General features: G+C 71.6%; 21 protein-coding genes and 1 tRNA gene. 15 read left to right on the top strand and 7 right to left on the bottom strand.

Going from position 1 to position 26,780, the window contains the following annotated elements; translation table 11 throughout:
* Window positions 1–8 precede the first annotated feature (8 nt).
* The gene (gene mfd / locus ACEN8D_RS07350) at window positions 9–3,620 is read left to right on the top strand and encodes a transcription-repair coupling factor (RefSeq protein WP_413399146.1); all 3,612 of its coding nucleotides are present in this window, start codon (window positions 9–11) and stop codon (window positions 3,618–3,620) included.
* A 249-nt stretch (window positions 3,621–3,869) separates the two neighbouring features.
* Here the strand turns inward: mfd and nhaA are convergent, their stop codons facing one another.
* Window positions 3,870–5,048 (bottom strand): Na+/H+ antiporter NhaA, encoded by a 1,179-nt coding sequence (nhaA, locus tag ACEN8D_RS07345; protein ID WP_413399147.1) that lies wholly within the window; start codon window positions 5,046–5,048, stop codon window positions 3,870–3,872.
* Between the two features lie 121 nt (window positions 5,049–5,169).
* On the opposite strand from nhaA, the gene ACEN8D_RS07340 reads away from it, so the two are divergent.
* The 8 genes from ACEN8D_RS07340 to ACEN8D_RS07305 all read left to right on the top strand — a co-directional run bounded on the left by ACEN8D_RS07340 (window position 5,170) and on the right by ACEN8D_RS07305 (window position 13,438).
* Complete coding sequence (locus ACEN8D_RS07340) at window positions 5,170–5,952, top strand: MazG family protein (RefSeq protein WP_413461429.1); 783 nt, start codon at window positions 5,170–5,172, stop codon at window positions 5,950–5,952.
* 324 nt (window positions 5,953–6,276) lie between these two features.
* On the top strand, window positions 6,277–7,521 hold the full coding sequence (gene hisS / locus ACEN8D_RS07335; protein ID WP_229085141.1) for a histidine--tRNA ligase: 1,245 nt from the start codon (window positions 6,277–6,279) through the stop codon (window positions 7,519–7,521).
* Window positions 7,522–7,619: 98 nt separating this feature from the next.
* Window positions 7,620–8,903: a phosphopyruvate hydratase gene (gene eno / locus ACEN8D_RS07330; protein WP_071294716.1), complete on the top strand. Its 1,284-nt coding sequence runs from the start codon at window positions 7,620–7,622 to the stop codon at window positions 8,901–8,903.
* 300 nt (window positions 8,904–9,203) lie between these two features.
* A complete protein-coding gene (locus ACEN8D_RS07325) occupies window positions 9,204–9,737 on the top strand; it encodes an FtsB family cell division protein (RefSeq protein WP_070416773.1) in 534 nt (177 codons plus the stop codon).
* Between the two features lie 35 nt (window positions 9,738–9,772).
* Window positions 9,773–10,321, top strand: a complete 549-nt coding sequence (locus ACEN8D_RS07320) for a DUF501 domain-containing protein (protein ID WP_229085142.1) — start codon at window positions 9,773–9,775, stop codon at window positions 10,319–10,321.
* Window positions 10,322–10,364: 43 nt separating this feature from the next.
* Window positions 10,365–11,852 carry an NAD(P)/FAD-dependent oxidoreductase gene (locus tag ACEN8D_RS07315; RefSeq protein ID WP_070416771.1) on the top strand — a complete coding sequence of 496 codons (1,488 nt, stop codon included), beginning with the start codon at window positions 10,365–10,367 and terminating at the stop codon, window positions 11,850–11,852.
* 72 nt (window positions 11,853–11,924) lie between these two features.
* Window positions 11,925–11,998: transfer RNA gene (locus ACEN8D_RS07310), tRNA-Leu, on the top strand.
* 99 nt (window positions 11,999–12,097) lie between these two features.
* Window positions 12,098–13,438: a threonine/serine exporter family protein gene (locus ACEN8D_RS07305; protein WP_261645662.1), complete on the top strand. Its 1,341-nt coding sequence runs from the start codon at window positions 12,098–12,100 to the stop codon at window positions 13,436–13,438.
* A gap of 94 nt (window positions 13,439–13,532) precedes the next feature.
* Here the strand turns inward: ACEN8D_RS07305 and ACEN8D_RS07300 are convergent, their stop codons facing one another.
* Window positions 13,533–15,206 carry a class I adenylate-forming enzyme family protein gene (locus ACEN8D_RS07300; RefSeq protein WP_336698965.1) on the bottom strand — a complete coding sequence of 558 codons (1,674 nt, stop codon included), beginning with the start codon at window positions 15,204–15,206 and terminating at the stop codon, window positions 13,533–13,535.
* A gap of 145 nt (window positions 15,207–15,351) precedes the next feature.
* A complete protein-coding gene (locus ACEN8D_RS07295; RefSeq protein ID WP_495601215.1) occupies window positions 15,352–17,751 on the bottom strand; it encodes a hypothetical protein in 2,400 nt (799 codons plus the stop codon).
* 238 nt (window positions 17,752–17,989) lie between these two features.
* On the opposite strand from ACEN8D_RS07295, the gene ACEN8D_RS07290 reads away from it, so the two are divergent.
* Both ACEN8D_RS07290 and ACEN8D_RS07285 read left to right on the top strand, forming a co-directional pair.
* A complete protein-coding gene (locus ACEN8D_RS07290) occupies window positions 17,990–18,571 on the top strand; it encodes a LemA family protein (protein WP_070416768.1) in 582 nt (193 codons plus the stop codon).
* A 22-nt stretch (window positions 18,572–18,593) separates the two neighbouring features.
* A complete protein-coding gene (locus ACEN8D_RS07285) occupies window positions 18,594–19,493 on the top strand; it encodes a M48 family metalloprotease (RefSeq protein WP_413399381.1) in 900 nt (299 codons plus the stop codon).
* 72 nt (window positions 19,494–19,565) lie between these two features.
* Here ACEN8D_RS07285 and ACEN8D_RS07280 read toward each other — a convergent pair whose 3' ends face one another.
* Window positions 19,566–20,825, bottom strand: coding sequence for a winged helix-turn-helix domain-containing protein (locus ACEN8D_RS07280; RefSeq protein WP_309778854.1), 1,260 nt, complete (start codon window positions 20,823–20,825; stop codon window positions 19,566–19,568).
* Between the two features lie 94 nt (window positions 20,826–20,919).
* Here ACEN8D_RS07280 and ACEN8D_RS07275 point away from each other — a divergent pair, with 94 nt between their 5' ends.
* Both ACEN8D_RS07275 and ilvA read left to right on the top strand, forming a co-directional pair.
* The gene (locus ACEN8D_RS07275; protein ID WP_309778855.1) at window positions 20,920–22,185 is read left to right on the top strand and encodes an AI-2E family transporter; all 1,266 of its coding nucleotides are present in this window, start codon (window positions 20,920–20,922) and stop codon (window positions 22,183–22,185) included.
* Between the two features lie 45 nt (window positions 22,186–22,230).
* Window positions 22,231–23,475: a threonine ammonia-lyase gene (gene ilvA, locus ACEN8D_RS07270; RefSeq protein ID WP_413399380.1), complete on the top strand. Its 1,245-nt coding sequence runs from the start codon at window positions 22,231–22,233 to the stop codon at window positions 23,473–23,475.
* 83 nt (window positions 23,476–23,558) lie between these two features.
* Here the strand turns inward: ilvA and greA are convergent, their stop codons facing one another.
* Window positions 23,559–24,047 (bottom strand): transcription elongation factor GreA, encoded by a 489-nt coding sequence (gene greA / locus ACEN8D_RS07265; RefSeq protein WP_305740419.1) that lies wholly within the window; start codon window positions 24,045–24,047, stop codon window positions 23,559–23,561.
* Between the two features lie 67 nt (window positions 24,048–24,114).
* Window positions 24,115–24,606 carry a DUF4307 domain-containing protein gene (locus tag ACEN8D_RS07260; protein ID WP_413461717.1) on the bottom strand — a complete coding sequence of 164 codons (492 nt, stop codon included), beginning with the start codon at window positions 24,604–24,606 and terminating at the stop codon, window positions 24,115–24,117.
* 33 nt (window positions 24,607–24,639) lie between these two features.
* Between ACEN8D_RS07260 and mca the strand changes: the two genes are divergently transcribed.
* Together mca and ACEN8D_RS07250 are read left to right on the top strand one after the other, a co-directional pair.
* The gene (gene mca / locus ACEN8D_RS07255; RefSeq protein WP_413400077.1) at window positions 24,640–25,530 is read left to right on the top strand and encodes a mycothiol conjugate amidase Mca; all 891 of its coding nucleotides are present in this window, start codon (window positions 24,640–24,642) and stop codon (window positions 25,528–25,530) included.
* Window positions 25,527–25,838, top strand: coding sequence for a hypothetical protein (locus tag ACEN8D_RS07250; protein WP_413461718.1), 312 nt, complete (start codon window positions 25,527–25,529; stop codon window positions 25,836–25,838). The genes mca and ACEN8D_RS07250 overlap by 4 nt, the downstream gene beginning before the upstream one ends.
* A gap of 143 nt (window positions 25,839–25,981) precedes the next feature.
* On the opposite strand, the gene trhA is transcribed toward ACEN8D_RS07250, so the two are convergent.
* The gene (gene trhA, locus ACEN8D_RS07245; RefSeq protein WP_309887930.1) at window positions 25,982–26,716 is read right to left on the bottom strand and encodes a PAQR family membrane homeostasis protein TrhA; all 735 of its coding nucleotides are present in this window, start codon (window positions 26,714–26,716) and stop codon (window positions 25,982–25,984) included.
* Window positions 26,717–26,780: the final 64 nt, after the last annotated feature.

The raw sequence follows: 26,780 nt of genomic DNA, 5'->3' as shown, positions 1-26,780 counted from the left end.
TCTCCTGAGTGACGATCTCGGGCATCATCCCTGCGCTCTCGCGCGCCTCCGCGTTCGATCGCGTCCTCCGCGCCGCACCCCGTGACGCCGACTTCTCGGTCGTCGACGGTCTGCGCGTGCCACTGCTCGGCGCCCTGCTGGCCGAACGCACCGGGCCACAGTGCGTCTTCGTGATCACGGCCACCGGGCGCGAGGCCGAGGCCGTCCGCGCATCGGTCGGCAGCTACCTCCCCGATGCCGAGGTCCTCGAGTTCCCCGCGTGGGAGACCCTGCCGCACGAACGGCTCAGCCCGAGCGCGCAGACCGTCGGCACGCGCATCGCGACCCTCCGGAAGCTCGCCGCGCGGCAGGACGCCCCCGTGGCCGAGCGCCGCACGACCGTGGTGGTGGCGAGCGTCCGGGCGGCGCTGCAGCCGATCGCGGGCAACCTCACCTCCCTCGCGCCGATCGCCCTCCGCACCGAGTCCCGCGGCAACGACCTCGGCACCATCGCCGGGCAGCTCGTGGACATGGCGTACGCCCGGGTCGACCTCGTCACCCGCCGCGGTGAATTCGCCGTGCGCGGCGGCATCCTCGACGTCTTCCCGCCGACGGCCGACCACCCGGTCCGCGTCGACTTCTTCGGCGACGAGATCGAGGCGATCAAGGCCTTCTCCGTTGCCGACCAGCGCACGACTGACGACGACCTCGGCTCCGTCGAGCTCACGGCCTCGCGCGAACTCCTGCTGAGCGACGACGTCCGGCAGCGGGCGCGCGAGATGCTGCACGAGTTCCCGAACCTCTCCCAGATGCTCGCGAAGATCGCCGAGGGGATCCCGGTCGAGGGCATGGAGTCCCTCGCCCCCGCGCTCGTGCAGGACCTCGTGCCGGTCACGGACTACCTGCCGGACGACTCCGTCATCGCGGTGTTCTCGCCCGAGCGGGTGAGCGGCCGCGCGCACAGCCTCGCCGAGACGAACACCGAGTTCCTGCAGGCCGCGTGGAGCGCCGCGGTCGCCGGTGCGCAGGCGCCGATCGACCTCGACGCCGGCAACTTCCTCACCGTCCAGCAGCTCAAGAACGGCCGCGGGCAGCGCACCTGGTGGACGGTCTCCCCGTTCGACTCCGGGCTGGACGAGGGCGACGCCGAGCGCGTGCTCACCGACGCCGAAGCCGTGGCCGAGGCGGGCGACTACATCCGCGTCCGGGCCGAGGCGATCCCGAGCTTCGCCGGCAGCGCGGACGGCGCGATCGCGCACGTGAAGCAGCTCACCGACGACGGGTGGGCCGTCGTGGTGACCGCCCAGGGCCAGGGACTGGTCGAACGGGCGGTGCAGGTGCTCGCCGACGCGGGGGTCGCCGCCCGTGCCGAAACCGTCACCGCGCCTCCCGAGCCCGGCGTCGCCGTCGTCACGACCGCCACCGTCGAGCACGGCTTCGCCACCCCGGATCCGCGCATCGCCGTCCTCAGCGAGGCCGAGTTCTACGGCCGCAGCGTCCAGCAGGGCGCGCGCACCGTCAAGAAGCTCGCGAGCCGGCGCAAGAACGTCGTCGACCCGCTGCAGCTCAAGCCCGGGGACGTCGTCGTGCACGCCACGCACGGCATCGGCAAGTTCGTCGAGCTCGTCTCGCGCGAGGTGAGCTCCGGCGGCCGCAACGCGGTGAAGACCCAGCGCGAGTACCTCGTGCTCGAGTACGCGCCGTCGAAGCGCGGGTACCCGGGCGACAAGCTCTTCGTGCCCACCGACCAGCTCGACCAGCTCTCGCGGTACGTCGGCGGCGAGTCCCCGACCCTGTCGAAGATGGGCGGCTCGGACTGGGCCTCGGCGAAGTCGAAGGCGCGCAAGGCCGTCCGCGACATCGCCGTCGACCTCGTGAAGCTCTACTCCGCGCGGATGGCGTCGAAGGGCCATGCCTTCGGCCCGGACACCCCGTGGCAGCGCGAGCTGGAAGAGGCGTTCCCGTTCGCCGAGACCGCCGACCAGCTCACCACCATCGACGAGATCAAGCGCGACATGGAGCGGCCGATCCCGATGGACCGCCTGCTCTCCGGCGACGTCGGCTACGGCAAGACCGAGGTCGCGATCCGTGCCGCGTTCAAGGCCGTGCAGGACGGCAAGCAGGTCGCGGTGCTCGTCCCCACGACGCTCCTCGTGCGCCAGCACATGGAGACCTTCCAGGAGCGCTTCGCCGGCTTCCCCGTGCACCTGCGCGCCCTCAGCCGGTTCCAGACCGAGGAGGAGTCGAAGGAGACGATCGCGGGCCTCGCCGACGGCACGGTCGACATCGTCATCGGCACCCACCGGATCCTGTCGCAGGGCATCCAGTTCAAGGACGTGGGCCTGGTCATCATCGACGAGGAACAGCGGTTCGGCGTCGAGCACAAGGACCAGCTCAAGAAGCTCAAGACGAACGTCGACGTCCTGGCGATGTCCGCGACGCCGATCCCGCGCTCGCTCGAGATGGCCGTCACCGGCATCCGCGAGATGTCCACCCTCGCCACCCCACCCGAGGACCGCCACCCGATCCTCACCTTCGTCGGGCCGCAGTCCGACCTGCAGGTCGCCGCCGCCATCCGCCGCGAGCTCCTGCGCGAGGGGCAGGTGTTCTACGTGCACAACCGCGTGAAGGACATCCAGTCCGTCGCCGCGCACCTCGCCGAGATCGTCCCGGACGCCCGCATCGCCGTCGCGCACGGGCAGATGTCCGAGTCGACGCTCGAGCAGGTGATGGTCGACTTCTGGGAGCGCCGGTTCGACGTCCTCGTCTCGACCACCATCATCGAGACCGGCCTCGACATCGCGAACGCGAACACGCTCATCATCGACAAGGCGGACAAGTACGGGCTGTCGCAGCTGCACCAGCTGCGCGGTCGTGTCGGCCGAGGGCGTGAGCGCGGGTACGCGTACTTCCTCTACGACGCCGAGAAGCCCCTGTCCGAGACCGCCCAGGACCGCCTCGAGACCATCGCCGCGAACAACGAGCTCGGCGCGGGCATGCAGGTCGCCATGAAGGACCTCGAGCTCCGCGGGGCGGGCAACCTGCTCGGCGGGGAGCAGTCCGGCCACATCGCGGGCGTCGGGTTCGACCTCTACCTGCGCATGATCGGCGAGGCCGTCTCGCAGTTCCGCGGCGACGTCGCCGAGGGGCAGACCGAGCTCCGGCTCGAGATCCCCGTCGACGCGCACATCCCGGACGACTACGTCGAGTCCGAGCGGCTCCGGCTCGAGGCGTACCAGAAGCTCTCCGCCGCCTCCGCCCCCGCGGCGCAGGCCGAGGGCATCGACATGGTCCTCGACGAGCTCACCGACCGGTACGGCCAGCCGCCGCAGGCCGTGCTCACCCTGGTCGAGGTGTCACGCCTCCGCCGGATGGCGCAGCAGGTCGGGCTCTCCGACGTCGTCGTGATGGGGTCGAACCTGCGGGTCGCGGGCAAGGAGCTCGCCGACTCGGCGCAGGTGCGGCTCAAGCGGATGTTCCCGGGAGCCCGGTGGTTCCCGCAGCAGGACGCGGCGAGCATCCCGCTGCCGAAGCCGCACGGTGAGACCCTGCCGGACGCTGCGCTCATCCAGTGGGTGGAGAGCATCCTGACGGCCGTGTACGGGGCGTCGAAGGCGCCGGCGGAGACGCCGGCGGCGTAGTCGGGCGGGCTGGCGTCGCGCGCCTGCGTGGCGACGGTGCGCGCGCGGGCGGGCGCGTGCGGGCGTGCGCGCTGTTCGGTGCGGACTCGATGCGACGTTGTCGATGTCGTACGACAGCGACAACGTCGCCCGAGCGCGCGTGCAAGAGTGCGCGCGCGCAACGGACGACATCGTGGTCGTCGTACGACGGCGACGATGTCGTTCCGGGACAGCACCCCGCGGGGCGCGCACGGACCCCGCGCGACCCCGCTACTCGGTCGCCTCGGCCTCGGAGAGCTCCCGCCGCGCCCGGTACCGACGCGCCCGCAGGCTGACCACGACGGCGGAGGCCACGATCGCGATGCCCGAGCCGACGAGGACGGCGAGCACACCCTCGTCGAGGATCTCCTCGTTGCGGGCGAAGGCGAGCTCGTTCATGAGCAGCGAGACCGTGAACCCGATCCCGCCGAGCACCCCCACCGTGACGATCGACCAGAACGACAGCGTCGAGCGGCCGGGCGCCCGGAAGATCCGGGTCGCGACCGCCCCGAACAGCGTGATGCCGATCACCTTGCCGACCGGCAGCGCGAGCACCACCGCCCAGAACGTCGGCGAGAGTTCCCCGATGCCGACGGCGGGCACCACCACCGCGGCCGACGCGAAGGCGAACACCGGCAGGACGATCGCGTTCGACCACGGCTCGACGTTCTCGTGCAGCGTGTGCCCGGGGCGGCGCGGCAGGACGAGCCCGAGCGCCACGCCCGCGATCGTCGCGTGCACGCCCGAGTGGTACACGAGCCACCACGTGAGGACACCGAGCACGACCATGCCCGCGATGACCCAGGCCTGGCCGGGACGCCCCGGGCGCAGGGCCTTGCCGAGCAGCCAGAAGAGCGCGAGCACGACGACGGCGCCGGCCAGCGCGAGGAAGTCGGTGTCGTGCGCGAACACGACGGCGATGATGATGATGGCGATGAGGTCGTCGAGCACCGCCAAGGCCAGCAGGAACACCCGGAGCGTCGAGGGCAGCCCGCGACCGAACATCGCCAGGACGCCGAGCGCGAAGGCGATGTCCGTCGCGGTCGGGATCGGCCACCCGTGCCCGTACGGCGTCCCCGTCGTCACGACGAGGTAGATGCCGGCCGGGACGAGCACCCCGCCGACCGCCGCGATGGCGGGGATGATCGCCGTCTTCGGGTTCGACAGCTCACCGGCGACGAGCTCGTGCTTCAGCTCGATCGCCACGAGCAGGAAGAACACCGCGAGCAGCCCGTCGCTGATCCAGTGCGACACCGAGAGGTCGATTCCGACCGCACCCCACGGGGCGTGCACGTGCAGGAGGTGCTCGAGGCCGGGGCCGAGCGGCGAGTTCGCCACGACGAGCCCGAGGACCGCCGCGGTGAGGAGTGCGATGGCGCTGAAACGAGGGGAACGGACGATTGCCGGCATGGAGCTCCGTCGGAGAAGGGTCGGGTGGGAGATCGTCGACCAGACTTCCCGACACGCCACGTACAGCATACCGGCCGCCCTTCCGCGGCGTCCACCGTGTGCTGCGTGGCACGATGACCGCATGACCGCCGTCTCGGACCTCGTCACCGTCGTCGACCGCCTGCTCGACCCCGCCGGAGGGTGCGTCTGGAACCGCGCCCAGACCCATGCCTCGCTGGCGCGGTACGCGGTCGAGGAGTCGTACGAGCTGGTCGACGCGATCGACTCCGGGGATGACGACGAACTCCGCGAGGAGCTCGGCGACGTGCTCTACCAGGTGGTCCTCCACGCGGGACTCGCGGAGTCGTTCGACCTCGAGGACGTGGCCGCCGGCGCCCGGGACAAGATGGTGCGCCGGCACCCGCACGTGTTCGGGGACGAGCGGGCGGACACCGAGGAGGACGTCGTGCGCGTCTGGCGGGCGGCCAAGGCTGCGGAGAAGTCCTCGCGGCGGAGCGTCTTCGACGGGGTCCCCCGGGCGATGCCGCCGATGGAGCGGGCCGTGAAGCTGCTGGAACGCCTGGAGGAACGGGGGGACTCCGACGCGGTCGTCGCCTCCGTCGTCGCGGCGGCGGGCGCGGGGGCGCGGTCGGGAGGCGCGGGTGGCGTCCCGGACGCTGGTACTGCGGGTGCGGGGGCGCGATCGAGGGCCGCGGGTGCGGTTCCGGACGCCGGTGCGGTTCCGGACACGGGTCCTGGTCGGGATGCGCGGGTGGAAGGCGCCGGTGGTGCCGTCGTGGACACCGGGTGGGGGACCGCCGTGCTCGCGATGATCGCGGAGGCGCGTGGCACCGGGATCGATCCGATCGCCAGTCTGCGTGCCGCGGTCGTGGAGCTGGAGTCGGCCGGCCGCGTCGGAGAGTGAGGCGACCTGCCGCGCCCGAGCGGTGCGGGTGCGCGGTGCGCGGTGCGAGTGCGGGTGCGCGGTGCTGGGGCCGCGGGCGAGGGAAGTGCGGGCGTCCTCCCAACCCGAAAAAAGGAGGACGCCCGCGAGCGGGCCGACGGCACCACCAGGGATGCGGTGCCGATGGAGCAGCCCACTCGAACCGCGGGGCACACTGCAGCACGTTGCCCACGCGATCGGTCCGTCGGATGGATCAGGCACCCGTCGAACCGAGGTTCTGGATGAAGAATATCAGTCGGTCGGACCGTGTGCAAGCCGGGGAGGTCGATCTGCCAGAATCGATCCATGGCTCCGACCGTGACGGCTCCCCGTGGCATGCGTGACTTCCTCCCGGCAGACAAGGCCCGGCGCGAGCACGTCCTGGGCGTGATCCGCGACGTGTACGCGCGCCACGGGTTCGACGAGATCGAGACCCCGGTCGTCGAGGACGCCGCCCGCCTGCACTCGGGCCTCGGCGGCGACAACGAGAAGCTCGCGTTCGCGGTCATGAAGCGCGGGCTCTCCACCGAGGACCTGCAGCACGCCGGTGCGCCGCTCGACCTCGCCGACCTCGGGCTGCGGTTCGACCTCACCGTGCCCCTCGCGCGCTTCTACGCCACGCACCGGGCCGAGTTGCCGTCGGTGTTCCGGTCGGTGCAGATCGCCCCGGTCTGGCGTGCCGAACGCCCGCAGAAGGGGCGCTACCGGCAGTTCGTGCAGTGCGACATCGACATCCTCGGTGAGCCCGGGCAGCTCGCCGAGATCGAGCTCATCCGGGCGACGACCGCTGCCCTCGACGCGCTCGGGGTCCAGGGCACCACGATCCGGATCAACGACCGCCGGATCCTCCTCGCGCTCCTCGGATCGTGGGGGATCACCGACCCGACCGCCGCCGACCGTGCGCTCATCACGATCGACAAGCTCGACAAGATCGGGCCGGACGGCGTCGCGGCAGAGCTCCGCGAGACCGTCGGCGTCGAGCTCCCCGGGCTCGAGGACACGATCCGCACGCTCGAGACCGCCGACTGGGACGCCGTCGGGGGAGCCACGTGGCTCGACGCCGACGCGTTCGAGGACCTGCAGCGGCTCCGTTCGGCGCTCCCGGGCGTCGACCTGCGCTTCGACCCGACACTCGTCCGTGGCATGGGCTACTACACGGGCACGATCTTCGAGGTCGCGCACCCCGACTTCGGCTACAGCCTCGGCGGTGGTGGGCGCTACGACGGCATGATCGGCCGGTTCCTCGGGCAGGACGTGCCCGCGGTCGGGTTCTCCCTCGGGTTCGAGCGGCTCGTCGACCTCGTCACGCTCCCGGAGTCCGCCGAGTCCGACGCCGTCGTGCTCGTGTACGACAAGGACGTCGACCCGGTCCGGCTCGCGGCGCTCAAGGCCGAAGCGCTCGAGGGGCACCGTCGTGTCCGGCTCGAGCGACGCACGAAGAACATGAAGAACCTGCTCGCGGGACTCGTCGCGCAGGGCTTCGACGCGTTCGCCTCCGTGGGTGCCGACACGCAGTCGCTCGAGGGTGTGGAGTTCCGCCCGCTGGCGTGAGTTCTCCACAGTCGCCCGTCATGCACGCCTCGTGTTCACCCGCGCCTCGCTAGGATCGACTCCGCAATCACCACAACCGAACGTGTAGGGAGTACCCCGTGGCCCAGATCGACGCCGTAGGCGCACGCGAAGTCCTCGATTCCCGAGGCAACCCGACGGTCGAGGTCGAGGTCCTGCTCGACGACGGGGTCGTCTCGCGCGCACTCGTCCCGTCCGGCGCCTCCACCGGTGCGTTCGAGGCGTACGAGCTCCGTGACGGCGACGCTTCCCGCTACGGCGGCAAGGGCGTCCTCAAGGCCGTCGACGCGGTCCTCGACGAGATCGGTCCGGCGCTCGAGGGCTTCGACGCCACCGACCAGCGCCTCGTCGACGCCGCGCTCATCGAGCTCGACGGCACCGAGAACAAGTCGCGCCTCGGTGCGAACGCGATCCTCGGCGCCTCGCTCGCCGTCGCACGCGCAGCCGCCGACTCGGCCGACCTGCCGCTGTTCCGCTACCTCGGCGGCCCGAACGCGCACACGCTGCCCGTCCCGCTCATGAACGTCGTCAACGGTGGCGCGCACGCCGACACCAACGTCGACATCCAGGAGTTCTTCCTCGTGCCCTACGGCGCCGAGTCGTTCTCCGAGGCGCTCCGCTGGGGCGTCGAGACGTACCACGCGCTCAAGGGCGAGCTGAAGAAGCAGGGCCTCGCGACCGGCCTGGGCGACGAGGGCGGCTTCGCCCCGGAGCTCGCGTCCAACCGGGCTGCGCTGGACTTCCTGCTCGCCGCGATCGAGAAGGCCGGCTTCACGCCGGGCAAGGACATCGCGCTCGGCCTCGACGTCGCCTCCACCGAGTTCTTCCACGACGGCAAGTACGCGTTCGAGGGCAAGCAGCTCTCCGGCGAGGAGTTCACGGCCTACTTCGCCGAGCTCGTCCGCGACTACCCGCTCGCCACGATCGAGGACCCGCTGGCCGAGGACGACTGGGCCGGCTGGTCGCACCTGACCGCCGAGCTCGGCGACAAGGTGCAGATCGTCGGTGACGACCTGTTCGTCACGAACCCGACGCGCCTGCAGCGGGGCATCGACGAGAAGGCCGCGAACTCGATCCTCGTCAAGGTGAACCAGATCGGCACCCTGACCGAGACGCTCGACGCCGTCTCCCTCGCGCAGCGCCACGGCATGACGGCGATCCTGTCGCACCGCTCCGGCGAGACCGAGGACACCACGATCGCGGACATCGCGGTCGCGGTCGACGGTGGTCAGATCAAGACCGGCGCCCCGGCCCGCTCGGACCGTGTCGCGAAGTACAACCAGCTGCTCCGCATCGAGGAAGAGCTCGGCGACGCCGCGGTCTACGCGGGCCGCTCGGCCTTCCCGCGCTCGGCTTCCCTGTAACCAGCGCCCTCAACGAGACGCCGTCCTCCCTCGGGAGGGCGGCGTCTCGTCGTTCGGGCGCCGAGGTCGCACGGCATGCCGCGCGCCGACCGTCGAGGTCGCACGAACTGCCGTCTCAGCCGGACGCGGACGACCGATCATGCGACCTCAGCGGATCGCCCGCGGCGTGTTGCGCGACTGCGTGCCGGGCGCTGGCAGCGTTCCGGGGGTGCGCCGCGCCTCCTGGATCGCCCGCTGAGAGGGCGCCGAACGGCCGCGTGCCGACCGCCAGCAGGCCCGCCGGCGGGTTATCGTCGGACCGTGCCCAGCCAGAAGCCCCGTGTCCGCCGCGTCCCCGTGGCGCTGCCCGAGGGCGGCTCGTCCGAGCAGCCGTGGTACCGCTCGATCCGGTTCTCCGGGTTCAGCCTGCTCATGCTGGCCATCATCGTGCTGTTCGTCGTCGTGCTCGCGCCGTCACTCCGGACCCTGATCCAGCAGCAGGAGCAGATCGCCCAGCAGCAGCGCGAGGTCGCGAGCCAGAAGGCCGACGTCGCCCAGAAGAAGAAGGACGTCGCGCGCTGGGACGACCCCGCGTACATCGAGGCGCAGGCTCGGGACCGACTGCTCTACGTGTACCCGGGCGAGGAGAGTTACCTCGTGATGGGCAGCGAGAACCGGAAGGCCGAGTCGACGCCGACGACCGATTCCGGCACGCCCGTGAGCTCGACGGTGCAGACACCGAAGGTCGACTGGGTACAGGCGATGCTGTCGTCCGTGCTGACCTCGGGGCTCACCGACGAGACCACGCAGCAGCTCGTCGCACCGGACGTCTCCGGCACCGGCGACACGAAGTAGGACGACGCGCGGGACTCCGGTAGGCTCACGTACCCGTGACGACCCCTCCCTTCGACCCGCCCTCCGAACGCGACATCCAGGTCGTCTCGGCGCAGCTCGGCCGACCGGCGCGTGACGTCATCGGGATCGCTGCTCGCTGCGTCTGTGGCAACCCCACCGTCGTGTCCACGAAGCCCCGGCTGTCGAACGGCACCCCGTTCCCGACGCTGTACTACCTGTGCCATCCCGCGGCCACCGCTGCGGTCAGCACCCTCGAGGCCAACCAGGTCATGCCCGAGCTGGCAGCCCTGCTCGAGGACCCGACCGTCGCCGAGCAGTACCGCGCGGCGCACGAGTCCTACCTCGCCGATCGCGAGTCGATCGAGCACGTCGACGAGATCGACGGCATCACCGCCGGTGGCATGCCCACCCGCGTGAAGTGCCTGCACGCCCTCGTCGGCCACGCCCTCGCCGCCGGACCCGGCGTCAACCCCATCGGCGACCTCGCGCTCGAGCGCGTGAGCTGGTCGCCCGCCCGGTGTGAGTGCCGGGCGTATGATGAGGGAGCAGACGCCGGAGTCGGGGCGGGTGGCGGCGAATTCTGACCAGCCTCCCGGCAACCACCCCACTCCAAGGAGATCATCCACCGTGCCCAAGATCCTCGTCGTCGGCGGCGGTTACGCCGGCTTCTACACCGCCTGGAAGCTCGAGAAGCACCTTCGTCAGGGCGAAGCCGAGGTCGTCATGGTCGACCCGCTGCCGTACATGACGTACCAGCCGTTCCTCCCCGAGGTCGCCGCCGGTTCCATCGAGCCGCGTCACGCCGTCGTCTCCCACCGCCGTCACCTCAAGAAGACGCGCGTCGTCACCGCCAAGGTCACGAAGGTCGACCACGCCAGCAAGACGGCGACGATCACCCCGGCCGAGGGCGAGGCGTGGGAGGAGTCCTACGACCAGATCGTCATGACCGCGGGTGCGGTCTCGCGTACCTTCCCGATCCCGGGCGTCGCCGACGAGGCGATCGGCCTGAAGACGATCGAAGAGGCCGCGGCGATCCGCGACAAGATCCTCACGAACTTCCACAAGGCAGCGACCCTGCCGGCCGGCCCGGAGCGTGACCGCCTGCTGACCGTCGTCGTCGTCGGTGGTGGCTTCGCCGGCATCGAGGTGTTCGCCGAGCTCCGCTCGTTCGTCTCCGACCTGCTCAAGAGCTACCCCGAGCTGTCGTTCGACGACACGCACTTCCACCTCGTCGAGGCGATGGGCCGCATCATGCCCGAGGTGTCGCTCGAGACGTCGCACTGGGTGCTCAAGAACCTCGCGCAGCGCGGCGCCACGGTGCACCTCGAGACGCAGCTGGCCTCGGCGGTCGGCGGCGTCTGCGAGCTCAAGACCAACGACGGCGCGATCGAGAAGATCGAGTCCGACCTCATCATCTGGACCGCCGGTGTCATGGCGAACCCGATGGTCAAGGGCACCGACCTCCCGCTCGAGCAGCGTGGCCGCATCCGCGTGCAGCCCGACCTGCGCGTGGTCGACGACAACGGCGTGATCGCCGACGCGTGGGCCTGTGGTGACGTCGCGGCCGTGCCGGACCTCACCGGTGGTGGCGTCGGCGGCTTCTGCGTGCCGAACGCCCAGCACGCCGTCCGCCAGGCGAAGCAGCTCGCGAAGAACCTCGTCGCGACGATCCGCGGCGAGGCGACGACCGACTACAAGCACGAGAACCTCGGTGCCGTCGCCGGCCTCGGTCTCGGCATCGGCGTCTTCCAGTCCGGCAAGTTCGCCATGAAGGGCTTCCTGGCCTGGGGCGCCCACCGTGGCTACCACGGCCTGGCGATGCCGTCGTGGGAGCGCAAGTGGCGCGTCATCGGCGACTGGGTCGGTGGCTTCTTCCTCGGCCGCGACATCGCGTCGCTCGACGACCGCGAGACCCCGCGCGCCGCGTTCGAGGCGTTCGCGTCCCGTCCGAAGCCCGCAGCCGAGGCCCCCGCGGCACCGGTCGAGGCGTCGAAGCCGACCACCGCTCCGGAAGAGGGCAAGCCCGCCGGTGCGGCCGGTCCCGCGTACGGCGAGCCCGCGAAGGACGTCTCGAACGACGCCGAGCCGGTGAAGGCCGAGGCGGACGCCAAGTAGCGACACGCTCCCGGCGAGGCGGTCACCCCACGGGGTGGCCGCCTCGTCTTCGTCGGTAGGCTGTTGCGGCCCGCCCCCGTGGCCCAATCGGTAGAGGCATGCGACTTAAAATCGCCGAGTTGTGGGTTCGAGTCCCACCGGGGGTACGACGAGCGGGAACCGACACCCGACTTACAATCGCCGAGTTGTGGGTTCGAGTCCCACCGGGGGTACGACAGGACGACCCGGCACTACGATCGAGTCTCGTGGTCGGATTCGGAAGCGCGCTCGCGAACCTGCGGAACGCCCTCGGCCGACCCGAGGCCCACGTCGAGGTGGTCGACGGCGAGACCGTCCCCACCGGCATGCTGCTCGGCACGCTGGGCGCCCTCCTCCTCGACGCCGGCAGCTCGGTCACCGACGTCCGTTCGGCGCTCGAGAAGGCCCGCGACGCCGCCGGGGTCGGGCCGACGCTCGCCGTCGGGGTCCTCCCCGCCCTCGTCATGGTGAGCGAGGTCGCCACCGGCGCCGCCACCATCGTCAACGCCGAGGGCGTCGAGCTCTCGAGCCGCCAGGCCGCCCGGGCGAACCGGCTCGTGCTCGGCCTCGAGAGCGGCTCGATCGCCCTCGCCGAGATCCCCGCACGCGTTCGTGCGATCCGCGCCGGGACCGTCCCACCGCCGGCACTGCCGTGGATCCTCGGCAACGCCCTGACCTCGGCCGGACTCGCGGTGGTGTTCCGCTGCCCGTGGTGGGCGATCCTCGTGGCACTGGCCGTCGGAGCCCTCGTCGGCGTGATCGGCCTCCTGCTGCGCCGCTTCCGCGAGGCCGTGGCGATCATCCCGTTCCTCGCGGCCTTCGTGTCCACGACGATCGTCGGGCTCGTCGCCGCCGGCACCGGGTTCGACCACGTCCCGCTCTTCGCCGTGTGCGCCCCCGTGGCCGTGTTCGTGCCGGGAGCCCTCATCACCAACGCCCTGCTCGAGCTCACGGCGGCCGACATCGTGACCGGGTCCTCGCGGCTCGTGCAGGGGCTCATCATGCTCGGGTTCATGGCGGCGGGCATCGCGTCGGGGAGCGCGCTGACCGGGCTGCACGTCGACCCGTCCTCGGCGGCACTCGTCGGCGAGGTCGCCGGCGTCGGCACGGACCGCGGCGGGTGGGAGGCCGTCCCGTCCTACTGGGTGTCGTGGGTCGCGGTGGTCGGACTGGCCGTCGGCCTCGGCCTGGTCTTCCGGTCGGGGTGGCGGCTCACGCTCGTGTCCGTCGCGGTCATGGTCACGGCCTACGCACTGGTGAGCGGGACGACGCCGCTGTGGGGGAGCGTCGTCGCGACCGGTGCGACCGCCGCGCTGCTGTTCGTCGCGACGCGGCTGCTGGAGCGGCTGGTGCCGGCGATCCCGGCGACGGTCTCGTTCTTCCCGGCGTTCCTGCTGCTCGTGCCGGGGACGGTCGGGCTCGTCGCGGTCGCCACGTTCGACCCGGAGGCGCTGGCGAACCCGCTCGCGACGTTCGTCAGTCTCTGCATCGGCACGAAGATCGGCGGCCTGCTGCCGGGGCTGTTCGCACGGAACGCACCGCACCGCGGGGCCGACGCGACCCAGTAGACGCGCGCAGCGCGGAGAGCGCGGCAGTCGCCGTGGACGCGACCCACTGCGGGACTGGAGGCGCGGTGCCGGCCCGCACCGCGCCTCCAGGCCGTCACGGCGCGAGCAGGCGCCCCGCAGCCTGGTCGTCCACAGCCGTCGCCTTCGCGAGGTAGTGCACCTTCTTGCCCGTGGCGTTGTACGGCAGCTCGGTGACGAACCGGTAGAGCCGCGGCCGCTTGTAGCGGGCGAGGCCGGGGTGCGACGCGGTCCACTCCTCGAGGGCGGCGGCGGCTTCGACGTCGTCCTCCGGCAGCCGCCCGGGCGCACGGACGACGTACGCCGTCACGACCTCGCCCCAGCGCTCGTCGGGGACCCCGACCACGATCGCGTCGGCGACGCCCGGGTGCTCCTGTAGTGCGGCCTCGACCTGCACGGGGTGGACGTTCTCGCCGCCGGAGATGATCATGTCGTCCTTGCGCCCGACGATCGTCACGCGCTCGTGCTCGTCCCACGTGGCGAGGTCGCCCGGGTAGAACCAGCCGTTCGCGAACTTCTCGGCCTCGAGCCCGGGGTTGCGGTACGAGTAGCCGGACTTCACGGTGCGGACCGCGAACTCGCCGATCTCCGAACCGTCCTTCGGCACGGTGTCGCTCGGGTCGGCGAGGCGGTCCTCGTAGACGCGGACCACGGCGACGTCGTCGTCGGTCGAGGCCCGGCCGGTCGAGCCGGCACCGTCGGGGAAGTCCTCGGGGCGGAGGAAGGTGTTCCAGAAGGTCTCGGTCGTGCCGTAGCCGTTGAAGATGCGGGGCGACAGGAGCTCCTGGTACCGGAGCGCCGCGGCCCGGTCCAGCGGTGCGCCCATCGTCACGATGCCGTTGAGCGAGGACAGGTCGCGGGGCCGCTGCTCCTGGGCGTTCGCGAGCTGCACGAGGTTCGGCGGGGCGCCGATGAGGAACGTCAGCTGCTCGGACTCGACCAGGTCGAGCACACGGTCGGCGTCGAAGTGCCGGAGCGTGGTGAGTTCGGCGCCGACGTAGAACACCGGGTTCGGGCCGCCGGAGTACAGACCGCCGCGGTGGAAGAGCGGCGACATGTTGAGGGTCTTGTCGAACGGGCTCAGCGGGAAGTGCATGATCACGTCGTGGGCGCTGAGGACCTCGACGAGGCTCGGCAGCGGCACGGGCTTCGGCCGTCCGGTCGTGCCGCTCGTGTACAGGCGCGTCGTCTCGTCGTAGGTGCTGCGGGGCTCGGACGCGGCGAGCTCGTCGGCGGTGACGGGGTCGCTGGTGAGGAGCGCGGCGAAGTCGACGTCGCCGGGTCGGGTTCCGTCGCCGACCACGACGACGTGCTCGGGCGTGTGGTCGGAGCTGGCGAGCGCGGCCGTGATGTCGGTCGAGCGGGCAGCGTCGTGGACGAGGACCACGGGGGCGGAGTCCTCGATGATGAACGCGACCTCGTCCGACGCGAGCCGGAAGTTGGTGGGGGAGAACACCGCGCCGATGCGGTGGGCCGCCAGGTACAGGATCGCGAACTCGGGGGAGTTGAACAGCTCGACCATGACCACGGAGCCGCGGCCGACCCCGTGGCGCACGAGCCACCCGGCGACGCGGTCGACGTCGGCGCCGAGCTCGGCGTACGTCCACGAGCGGTCGGTGTCGGGATCGCGGAGCGCCGGGCGGCCGGCGAAGCGGTGGGTGTTCCGGGCGAAGCCGTTGGCGTACGTGTAGCTGTGCTCGAAGACGTCGCGGAAGCGGGTCGGGTCGTAGTCGGATCGGGTCTCGGTCATCGTCGCTCCCAGCAGCGGTCGTGGTGCTGCACGCACCGTCCGTGGTACGGCGCGCTCCGTTCGTGATGTCGCGCGCACCGCTCGTCAGCGTATCCGTGATGCGAGCCTCGGCGGCAGCCCGATCCGAGCCCTGACGGTGCCACGTTCAGGCGCGCTGGTCGACCCGGGCCGCCCGCTGCCAGCACCAGACGGCGACGGCTCCGGCGGTGCAGACGGCGGCGACGACCACCAGTGCGACGGGGGAGACGTGCGTCCCGGCGGACCCGGAGTACACGGCGGCGGCCAACGCGACGGCGACCGCGGCGATGGCGGCGTACCGACCACGGGACCGCGCGAGCAGGGACTGCCCGGCGGACCCGGCCACCGGCAGCAGCGTCACGACGACGGCGCCGAGGCCGCCGACGCACAGGGTGATCGCGAACTCGGACACGAACGACACCCAGAAGCCGGTCCCCGGCGTGACGGAGTGCAGGACCCAGCCGGCCGCCGCCACGACGAGCAGCGCGATCGACCGCCAGGTGGCGCTGCGGGCGCCGGCAGCGATCGAGGAGCCGAGCCGGAGCGCCCGGGTGTCGAGGTCCGGTCGGCCGATCGGCACGAGGACGGCACCGACGATCACGGCGGGTGAGAGGTCGAAGGTCCGGGTGACGCCGCACGCCACGAGGGCGGCGAGCACCAGCCAGGGGGAGACCCGGAACCCGATGGTGCTGCGATCGGTGCCGGCTGCCCAGCGGGTGGCGAGGACGATCGTCGTCGTCAGGACGGCCACGCCGAGCAGGACCGCGATCGCCAGGCGGACGTAGCGGGCCTCGAGGGAGATGCCGACGCCGAGGAGCGTGCACAGCCCGACGACCAGCACCGCGACGGTGATCGAGGCCCAGGTCGGGAGCACGTCCTCGCCGCGGCGTCGCTCGTCACGGGGGCGGTTGCGACCGAGGAGCCCGGCGAACGGCGAACGGATCCGGCCCCGGGCGACGCCGGCGACGAGTGCGAGCGGACCCGCGATGAGCACGAGGAAGCCGGCGGCGACGGCCGTGGCGACGAGGACGGTGCGCCACGAGAACGCTGCCTGGATGGTCGGCACGGTGGTGTCGTACGCGGTGGAGGCGGTCCAGTCGCCGGCGGGGCCGGACCAGTCCAGCCCGCGGCCGTGCCCGCCCGTGGTGGTGCCGGCGCCGGATCCGCTGCCGCTGCCGGCGCCGGTGCTGCCGCCGGAGCCTCCATCGGAACCGGAACCGGAACCGGAACCGGAACCCGAACCCGGACCGGAGCCCGGACCGCTGCCGGGACCGGTGGATCCGCCGGTCGCGGTGCCGTGGCCGTTCGGGCCCGTCGACGTGCCGGTGCTGCCGGTCCCGGGACCAGGGGTCCCCGACGGCGAGCCGCTGCCGGTCGACCCGTCACCCGGCGTGCCCGGTGCCGCGGACGCACGGGAGACGACGACCCGGACGGCCGTCGAGGTCGGCGAGAAGTTGCCGGCGGCGTCGTGCTGCGTCGCCGTCACCGCCCGGGTGCCAGTGCCCAGCGTCGAGCCGGCCGTGGTGCAGGACCACCGGCCGGAGGCGGGCACCTCGGTCCGGCACACGGGCGCACGGTCGACGTACACGGTGAGCACTGCGCCCGCCTCGCCCGTCCCGCTGACGGTGAGGGGCTGGATGCGCACGCGGTCGCCGGACCCGGGCGCGGTGATGCGCGGTGCCGTCGGTGCGGTCCGGTCGAGCGTCACGGTCACCGGGGTCGACGCGGCGCTCCGCAGGTCGGACCGGTATCCGTCGGCCGTGCTCGCGGTCTGCGTGGCGGTGACGGAGAGCCGTGCGTCGCCGCCCGGGGTGCCGCCGCGGAGGGACACCGTCCACCGGCCGTCGGCACCGACCGTGGCGGTCCGGTCCGTCGACGACCCGGACACCGAGAGCGTGACGGTCGACCCGGCGTGTCCGGTGCCGGTCACCGGACCGTTCGTGGGCCGTGCGGTGGTGACGACCGGCGGGACGATGACGTCGGACGCCGGGGTGCGCGCCGAGCCGAGCCCGGGGAAGCTCTGGTCCGCCACGGTGAAGACCTGCTGCGGTCCGCTCCGGACGGTCGCGAGGCAGGCCCAGGCACCGTCGTCGTGGACGGTCGCGGTGCACCCGGTCGACCCGGTCGTCGCCGGACCGGTGACCCGCAGGGCGTGCCCGGGGGTGCCCCTGCCGCTGAAGCGCACGGTCCCGCTGGTGATGTCGCCGGGGTCGTCGATCGACGGGCGCACCGGAGGCCGGCTCGGCGACGTGGTCGGGGGTGCCGGGGTCAGGTGGTCCTGGGGCGCTGGCGTGGGGGTGGGTGTCGTGCCCGGATCGGGGTCCGCCCCAACGGCAGCACCGGTGGACGTCACGGCTGCGGACGTCCCGGCTGCGGACGTCACGGCGGTGGCCGGGGCCACGGCGAGGGCGAGCAGGCCCACGACCAGGGCGGCCCCCGCGGCGACGGCCAGCGTGATCCGGGTTCGGCGAACGGGGCCGTCGCCCCCGACAGCCCGGTCGTCCACGTTCTCCCCGCGCGCTTTCATCCGAGTCCATCCCACGTGATCGAGCCGCTCGGGTCAATACGTCGATCGGATGATGTCCGTGGACCGAGCGACACGCCGAGCAGCCCGAGCGCGCGGTGTGTGCGACTCGGGAATCGCCCGTGAACCGGGGCCGTGGACGAGAGGGCACCCCGCTGGTCGATACAATCGTCCTCGGCCGTGACGCCGGCCCGACGGCCCCGTCACACCGCGATCCCGACGCGCAAAGGAGTACGCCCTCATGGACACCGGACTCATCACGACGCTGATCGTCGTCGGAGTGGTGGTGGTCCTCCTCGTCGTCGTGGGGATCTACCTGTGGGTCACGTACAACTCGCTCGTCACGCTGAAGGTCCGCGTCGACGAGGCGTGGAGTGACATCTCCGTGCAGCTCAAGCGCCGCGCCGACCTCATCCCGACGATCGTCGAGACGGTGAAGGGCTACGCCACGCACGAGAAGTCCGTGTTCGAGGCCGTGACGAAGGCCCGTGCCGAGACGCTCAGCGCCGGGGACGCCTCGAGCGCCTCCACGGCAGAGGGGCACATGCAGAAGGCGCTGAAGAGCGTGTTCGCGGTGGCCGAGGGGTACCCGCAGCTGCAGTCCAGCCAGAACTTCCTGCAGCTGCAGTCCGAACTCGTCGACACCGAGGACAAGATCCAGTCCGCCCGTCGCTTCTACAACGGGGGCGTCCGCGAGCTGAACACCAAGATCCGGGTCTTCCCGAACTCGTCGTTCGCGAAGAGCCGTGGCTTCACCGAGGCGTCGTTCTTCGAGACCGCCGAGCCCGCGGCGATCGCTGAACCGCCGCGCGTCCAGTTCTGACCCGCCCGGCGACGGCTGCGACGTGTACAGCGCGATCGCGCGCAACAAGCGCAACACGGTCCTCATCGTCCTGGTCTTCCTGCTGATCATCGGGGCGCTCGGGTTCCTCGGCGGTTACCTCGCCGGCAACGTGTCGATCGGCGTGATCGTCCTCGTGGTCGCCCTCGGGTACGCGCTCGTGCAGTACTTCGCCGCGGGTCGCCAGGCCACGGCGATCGCGGGCGGCATCGAGATCGACCGGAACACCGAGCCACGACTCTGGCGCACGGTCGAGAACCTCGCGATCGCCACCGGGATGCCGATGCCGCGCGTCTTCGTGATCGAGGACCCGTCGCCGAACGCCTTCGCCACCGGCCGTGACCCCGACCACGCGATCGTCGCCGCGACGACCGGGTTGCTGGCGATCATGGACGACCAGGAGCTCCAGGGCGTCATGGCCCACGAGCTCGGGCACGTCCGGAACTACGACATCCGCGTCTCCACGATGGTGTTCGGGCTCGTGGTCGCGGTCGGTCTCATCGCCGACGTGCTCCTCCGCATCTCGATCTTCAGCGGGCTCGCCGGCGGTCGGAACCGGAACAACGACAACGGTGGCAACAACCCGATCCTGCTCATCGCCGGACTCGTGGCGGTCATCGTGGCACCGATCGCCGCGGCGGGCGTGCAGGCCGCGGTGTCACGGCAGCGGGAGTACCTGGCGGACGCGACCGGCGCGATGACCGCCCGCCACCCCGAGGGGCTCGCCCGTGCGCTCGAGAAGCTCGGCGCGTACGGCCGGCCGATGCAGACGCAGAACTCGTCGATGGCGCACCTCTGGATCGCCGACCCGATGCGGCCCGGCCTGATGGACCGGCTGTTCTCCACGCACCCGCCGCTGCCGGACCGGATCGCGCGGTTGCGCGGGAGTCTCGACCGGTTCTGACCCGACGGCGGGTGCCGGCGACCGGGGCGGCCCAGGAGGCGCGGGTCGGCCTCGCCCCGTACCACCGGCCCGTCAGACGGCCGGTTCCAGCGTCACGCTCGCGTCCGCGTCGTCGGCCGCGACGTGCGGCACCAGCCGCACGCCGAGCGCCCCTGCGACAGCAGCCGCGGCGGTTCCGCGATCGGTGACCTCGACCCCGTCGAGCCCCTGCCACGCTGCCGTCCGTCGGAGGGTCTCGGCGAGCCGCCCGGCATCGAGCCGCTCGCCCGGTTCTTCCCACGCCGTCCGCACGCGCAGGACCCCGCGCTGCCGGTCGCTCTTGAGGTCGACCCGCCCGACGAGCCGGTCGTCCTGCAGGACGGGCAGGACGTAGTAGCCGAAGACCCGCTTCGGTGCCGGCGTGTAGATCTCGATCCGGTAGTGGAACCCGTACATCCGCTCGGCCCGCCGCCGGAACCACACGACCGGGTCGAACGGACTGAGCACGGCGTCGGCCGTCACGTGCCGCGGGACCCGGGCGTCGGCGTGCATCCAGGCGCGCTCGCCCCAGGAGTCGACCCGCACCGGCACGAGCTCCCCGGCGGCGACGAGTTCGGCGATCGCCGCGGCGGTGTCGTCGGAACGGAGCCGGTAGTAGTCGGCGATGTCCGCGCGGGTGCCGACGCCGAGCGCCCGGGTGGCTCGACGGACCAGTTCGAGGACGGCCGCCGGGCGTGACGGCGCGTGGTCGAGCGTGCCGGCAGGCAGGACCTGCTCGGGGAGCGCGTAGACCCGCTCGAAGCCGGACCGTCCGGCGCTCACGACGTCGCCCCAGCGGAACATCTGCTCGAGCCCGAGCTTCACGTCGCTCCAGCCCCACCACGGCCCGCGGCGGACGTTCGACTCGTGCTCGACCGCGCTCGCCGGCATCGGCCCCTCGGCCGCGAGCAGCGCCCGGAGCTCGCGCCGGACCCCCTCGGTCCGCCGGACCCCGTCGACCCGGTTCGGCCACGAGTCTCGCTCGCGCAGCGCGTCCATCCGCCACCGGAAGAGGGGGAGGTCGGTGCGGTCGACGAAGGCGGCCTCGTGCGCCCAGTACTCGGCGTAGGGACCGCGCTTCGACATCGTCAGACGGTCGAGCGTGGACCGGTCGTAGGCGCCGAGCCGGGCGAAGAGGGGCAGGTAGTGGCTGCGTTCGAAGACGTTCACGGAGTCGATCTGCAGCAGGCCGAGGCGCGCGAACCCCGCGTTCAGCGCCCGGGTCGACACGGCGTCGGCAGGTGGCTGGCCGAAGCCCTGGGCAGCCAGTGCGACGCGGCGGGCCTCGGCAGCGGAGAGCGTGGTCCTGACCATGTCCGAAGGCTACCGATCGCCGCCGACACCCCGGGTCCGGTGACGTATGCCGTATCTGGTACCTGTCGGGCCGCACATCGGTACACTCGCGGTCATGGCATGGGGCAGAACGCAGCAACCGACGCATCCGGACCCCGTGGTCGAGGAGTCCGTCCCGACCGGCATGCGGATCGCCGGCGCGTGGTCGTGGCGGATCCTGGTCGTCATCGGGGTGATCGCGGTCTTCATCTGGCTGATGACGATCTTCAGCCAGATCCTCATCCCGTTCCTCGTCGGCATCGTCGTCTCGGCGCTGCTCGTGCCGATCTCGAACTGGATGCAGCGCCACCACGTGCCGAAGTGGCTCGCGGTCGTCATCAGCCTGCTCGGCGGACTCGCGGCGATCGGCGCGCTGGTGTGGCTCGTCGTCGACCAGATCATCGCGTCCTACCCCTCGCTCCGTGACCGCACGGTCGACCAGTACGCGAACATCAAGGACCTCGTCCTGAACTCCGGACTCGGCATCACGCAGAGCGACGTCAACGGCTGGCTCGACGACGGCACGAAGTGGCTGCAGGACAACAGCGCCTCGATCCTCTCCGGGGTCGCGAGCGCCGGCTCCGGTGCCACGCACGTGTTCGAGGCCCTCTTCATCATCCTGTTCACCACGATCTTCCTGCTCATCGACGGCAAGAACGTGTGGCGGTGGGCCGTGCGGCTCTTCCCGAAGAAGGCCCGTGCGACCGTCGACGGCGCCGGTGTCGCCGGGTGGATCACGCTGACCAGCTTCATCCGCGTCCAGATCTTCGTCGCGTTCGTGGACGCCGTCGGCATCGGGCTCGGCGCCTTCATCGTCGGGCTGTTCTTCGGCGGCATGCCGCTGGTGATCCCGATCGCGGCGTTCGTCTTCCTCGGTGCCTTCATCCCCGTCGTCGGTGCGATCGTGACCGGGTTCCTGGCCGTCTTCGTCGCGCTCATCTTCAACGGCCCGCTCGCGGCCGTCCTCGTCCTCGCGGTCGTGCTGCTCGTGCAGCAGATCGAGGGACACATCCTCCAGCCGCTCGTCATGGGCAACGCGGTGAAGGTCCACCCGCTCGCGGTGGTCCTCGGCGTCACGGCGGCCTCCGGGCTCGCGGGCATCGCCGGTGCCTTCTTCGCGGTGCCGCTGATCGCCACCGTGAACACCATGGTGATGACGATCGCGAGCGGCCGTTGGCGCGGTCTCGACTCGGAGCACGTGCTCGAGGCCACCCCGAAGCGCGGCCAGCACGGGCAGCTCCAGCTCCGGCGGGGCCGCCGCCACAAGATCGGCGACCCGGTGCCCGCACCCGGCAGCAAGCCGGAGCCGACGGCGGCTGAGGGCACTGCCAGCACCAACTGACGTCACGGGTTCGTCAGGAGTGCCGCGAGCGACGATGATGGACCCGTGACCGACACCACCACGCCGCTGATCCCCACGCTCGACGACATCGAGAAGGCACGTGTGACGATCGCCGGGGTTGCCCGTGTCACCCCGATGGAGACCTCGCAGTTCCTCGCCGAGGTCCTCGGGTCGCCGGTGCACCTCAAGTGCGAGAACCTGCAGCGCACCGGTGCGTACAAGGTCCGCGGTGCGTACAACCGCCTGTCGACCCTCACCCCGGAGCAGCGGGCTGCGGGCGTCGTCGCCGCCAGCGCCGGCAACCACGCGCAGGGGGTCGCCCTCGCCGCGCGCGAGCTCGGCATCCCCGCGACGATCTTCACACCGGTCGGCGTCGCCCTGCCGAAGCTCCAGGCCACGCGGCACTACGGCGCCGAGGTCGTCCTGCGCGGGCACTCGGTGGAAGAGGCACTGAGCGCGGCCAAGGACTTCGCGACACGGACCGGAGCGGTCTTCATCCCGCCGTTCGACCACCCCGCGGTCATCGCCGGCCAGGGCACGCTCGGGCTCGAGATCCTCGACCAGGTGCCCGACGCCGACACGGTCATCGTGCCGATCGGCGGCGGCGGCGTCATCGCCGGCATCGCCCTCGCCGTCAAGGGCATCGCCGAGCGCCTCGGACGCACCATCCGGGTCATCGGGGTGCAGGCCGAGAACGCCGCCGCCTACCCGAGCTCGCTCGAGGCCGGCGAACCCGTCACCGTCAGCACAAAGCCGACGATCGCGGACGGCATCGCCGTGGCGCGACCCGGCGACATGAACTTCCCGATCATCCGCGACCTCGTCGACGACATCGTCACCGTGTCCGACGACGACGTCGCCCGGTCGCTCCTGGTGCTGCTCGAACGCGCCAAGCTCGTCGTCGAGCCCGCCGGGGCCGTCGGTGTCGCCGCGATCATGTCGGGTGCTGTCCGCGACACCGGTCGCACCGTCGTCCTGCTCAGCGGCGGCAACATCGACCCACTCATGATGGAGCGCGTGATCACCCGAGGCCTCGTCGCGGCGTCGCGCTACATCGGCATCCGCATCATGCTGCCGGACCGCCCCGGTCAGCTCGCCCGCGTCTCGCAGGTCATCTCGGACGCCGGCGCGAACGTCGTCGAGGTGCTCCACACCCGGCACGGCCAGGGGCTCGTCATCAACGAGGTCGCGCTCGACCTGTCGATCGAGGCACGTGGTCCCGAGCACGCGCAGGAGGTCATCCACCGCCTGCACGAGGTGGGCTTCCAGCCGGAGCTGCTCGAGCACTGAGACGGGCGCTGAACCGAGCCGGAGACGGACAGGAGGCGCGGTGCCAGCCGGCACCGCGCCTCCTGTCCGTCAACGGCTCGCGTTTACGGCTCGTAGCGCTCGACCTTCGTCACCTCGACGGCGATCTCCTTGCCGTTGGGTGCGGTGTACGTGGTCTTCTCGCCGGCGCGCAGGCCGACGATGGCCGCGCCGACCGGGCTGACCGGACTGTAGACGGTGAGGTCCGAGCCCTCGCCGACGATCTCGCGGTTACCGACCAGGAAGGTCGACTCGTCACCGGCGATGACCGCGGTCACAACCGTGCCCGGTTCGACGGTGCCGTCGAAGTCCGCTTCGCCGACGGTGGCGTGCTTGAGGAGCTCGGTGAGCTGACGGATGCGGGCCTCGATCTTGCCCTGCTCGTCCTTGGCGGCGTGGTAGCCGCCGTTCTCCTTGAGGTCGCCCTCTTCACGCGCCGCCTCGATGCGGTCCGCGATCTCCTTGCGGCCTTCGCCGGAGAGCTGCGCGAGCTCGGCCGAGAGACGGTCGTGCGCTTCCTGGGTCAGCCACGTGACCTGGGTGTCGTTGCTCATGGTGGTTCCCTTCAGCAAAGAACAAGACCGGCCGGTGTGGCCGGTCTTGTCCGCGAATCACAGCAGTCTAGGGAACCCAGCAGTCGTGGATCAAGCCGGTCACGCCCCGTGACACGGTGTTCACAGGGGTGCTGATGCTGCGCACGCGCTGATCGGACGCCGGCACCCGGATCTCGCGCCAGCCGACGATCGTGTACGACTTGTCGAGGACCTGGACGGCGCACTTCGCGACCGTGCCCGGGTCGACGGAGATCTGCGTGTGCACGACCACCTGGTGGTCGGAGACGACCTGGTACCCGACGTCGTCGGTGTCGAGGCCGTGGCTGGTCTGCCCGGGACCGGCCCAGACCACCCAGACGATGAACACCAGGGCGACGGACGCGGCGGCGACGATCCCGATCAGCCGCGTGCGACGAGCGCGTCCGGGGGTGCGGCCGTAGCGGTCGTCCAGCGTCGCGGTGGTGCTGGCGGACGGCTGAGGTGCCGGTTGGTGCTGCGGTTCGGACAGTTCGGGGCTCCCGGGGTGATTATCCTGATCCCAGGGTAGTTCACGTGACACTGTGTGCTGCCACGCGATCAGTGAGGAAGACCAGTGCCGTACCGCTTGATGGCCGTCCACGCCCATCCCGACGACGAGTCGAGCAAGGGAGCGGCGACCGCGGCGAAGTACGCGGCCGAGGGCAACGAGGTCCTCGTGGTCTCCTGCACGGGCGGTGAGGCGGGGGACATCCTCAACGACCAGCTCGGCGAGCCCGCCACGAGCCGGGCGCACCGCGACATGGCCGGGTACCGCCGCACCGAGATGGCCGCGGCCCAGGCGGCGCTCGGCATCGACCACCTGTGGCTCGGGTACCACGACTCCGGCCTGCCCGACGCCGACAAGGGCGAGACGGTCCGCCCCGGCACCTTCTCGACGGTGCCGCTCGAGTACTCGACCGAGGCCCTGGTGCGGGTCATCCGGCGCTTCCGCCCGCACGTGCTCGTCACCTACGACGAGAACGGCGGCTACCCGCACCCGGACCACATCCGGACGCACGAGGTCTCGGTGGCCGCCTGGCGCGACGCCGCGGACCCCGAGAAGTACCCCGATGCCGGGCCCGCGTGGTCCGTCGCGAAGCTCTACTACGAGCGCACCATGAACCCCCGGCGCTTCCGGACGGTCTTCGAGGCCCTGCAGGAACGCGACCCGGACAGCCCGGCGGTCGAGCAGCTGCGCGAGTGGGTCGAACGGTTCGCCGACCGGCCCGACCTCGCCACGACCCACGTCGACGTGCACGAGTACTTCGACGCGCGTGACGCGGCGCTCCGGGCCCACGCGAGCCAGGTGCCGCCGGACAGCGCCTTCTTCTACTGGCCGAACGACCTCCTCGCGACGGTGTGGCCGACCGAGGACTACCAGCTCGTCGAGGCCCGCGTGCCGACCGAGCTCCCCGAGTCCGACCTGTTCGCGGGGATCCCTGCCGACAAGGACACCACTGCGTGAGCACCCTCCACGCGGCACTCGCCGCGACCCCCAGCCCGAGCCCGACCTCGAGCGTCCCGGACGTCGACGTGACGCCCGGCGTCGCGGGCTTCATCGCGATCGCGGTCGTGGCCATCGTGACGATCCTGCTCGTGATCGACATGACCCGGCGCATCCGGCGGACCCGCTACCGGGCGGAGATCCGGGAGCGGCTCGAGGCCGAGGCGAACGGCACCGCGGGTGGTGACGCGGTCGCGACGGACGAGCCGGAGCGGCGTGCGGCCGAGGACGGCCGGGCCGACGTCGGGGACGACACCGAGCGCGGCTGACGCCACGGGCGCGGCTGACGCGACGGGCGCGGCTGACGCGACGGGCGCGGCTGACGCGACCGGCGCGGTGGACCCGCGTGTGTGCGGGACGGGAGGCACGGTGCGGGCCCGACCCGCGCCTCCCGTCCGACGGACCGTCGCGGTCAGCGCACCGGGTCCAGCGCCACGATGAGGACACCCGCCCACTGGGCGGCGAACGCGACGACCGTGAGGGCGTGGAAGACCTCGTGGAAGCCGAACACCGTCGGCGACGGGTTCGGCCGCTTGAAGCCGTACACGAGCGCACCGAGGATGTAGGCCACGCCGCCGGAGAGCACGAGGACCGTCATCGGGACGCTCGCGGCGAAGAACTGCGGCAGCAACCCGAGCGCCGCGCAGCCGAGCACGAGGTAGATCGGCACGTAGAGCCACCGGGGCGCCCCGATCCAGAGGACCCGGAAGGCGATGCCGAGCGCCGCGCCGGACCACATCACCCAGAGCACCACGACCATCAGGGTGTGCGGCAGAGCGCAGATCGCCACGGGTGTGTAGGTGCCGGCGATGAGCAGCAGGATGTTCGTGTGGTCGATGCGCTTGAGCACCGCCTTGACCGTCGGGCCCCAGGGGAACCGGTGGTAGGTCGCCGAGACGCCGAACATCGCGAGCGACGTCGCCATGAACACGGCGCTGCCCACCTTCGCCGCGGGTGAGCCCGCGAGGACGATGAGCACGATGCCCATCGCGATGGCGAACGGGAAGGCTCCGAGGTGGATCCAACCGCGCCACGCGGGTCGGGCTTCGGACGCGCTGGCGGTCGTCCGTGCGGCGGTCGCGGTGCTCGCGGCCTCGTCGGTGAAGGGGACGTGGGGGAGGGTCCCGGTGTCGTGCTCGGCCTGCATGGTCCGACCGTAGGGGCCGATGCCGAACGAACGCCGAACACGGGCGGACGGCCCGGGGAACGCG

The sequence above is a fragment of the Curtobacterium sp. Curtsp22 genome (assembly GCF_059492135.1).
The sequence above is the reverse complement of the archived record's forward strand: the minus strand, read 5'-3'. Positions and strand labels throughout refer to the sequence as shown.

Coding starts and splice junctions, on each gene's coding strand:
- nhaA (WP_413399147.1), bottom strand. CDS start 5,048: ATGCCGGCAATCGTCCGTTCCCCTCGTTTCAGCGCCATCGCACTCCTC.
- ACEN8D_RS07340 (WP_413461429.1), top strand. CDS start 5,170: ATGACCGCCGTCTCGGACCTCGTCACCGTCGTCGACCGCCTGCTCGAC.
- hisS (WP_229085141.1), top strand. CDS start 6,277: ATGGCTCCGACCGTGACGGCTCCCCGTGGCATGCGTGACTTCCTCCCG.
- ACEN8D_RS07300 (WP_336698965.1), bottom strand. CDS start 15,206: ATGACCGAGACCCGATCCGACTACGACCCGACCCGCTTCCGCGACGTC.
- ACEN8D_RS07295 (WP_495601215.1), bottom strand. CDS start 17,751: ATGAAAGCGCGCGGGGAGAACGTGGACGACCGGGCTGTCGGGGGCGAC.
- ACEN8D_RS07290 (WP_070416768.1), top strand. CDS start 17,990: ATGGACACCGGACTCATCACGACGCTGATCGTCGTCGGAGTGGTGGTG.
- ACEN8D_RS07280 (WP_309778854.1), bottom strand. CDS start 20,825: ATGGTCAGGACCACGCTCTCCGCTGCCGAGGCCCGCCGCGTCGCACTG.
- ACEN8D_RS07275 (WP_309778855.1), top strand. CDS start 20,920: ATGGCATGGGGCAGAACGCAGCAACCGACGCATCCGGACCCCGTGGTC.
- greA (WP_305740419.1), bottom strand. CDS start 24,047: ATGAGCAACGACACCCAGGTCACGTGGCTGACCCAGGAAGCGCACGAC.
- trhA (WP_309887930.1), bottom strand. CDS start 26,716: ATGCAGGCCGAGCACGACACCGGGACCCTCCCCCACGTCCCCTTCACC.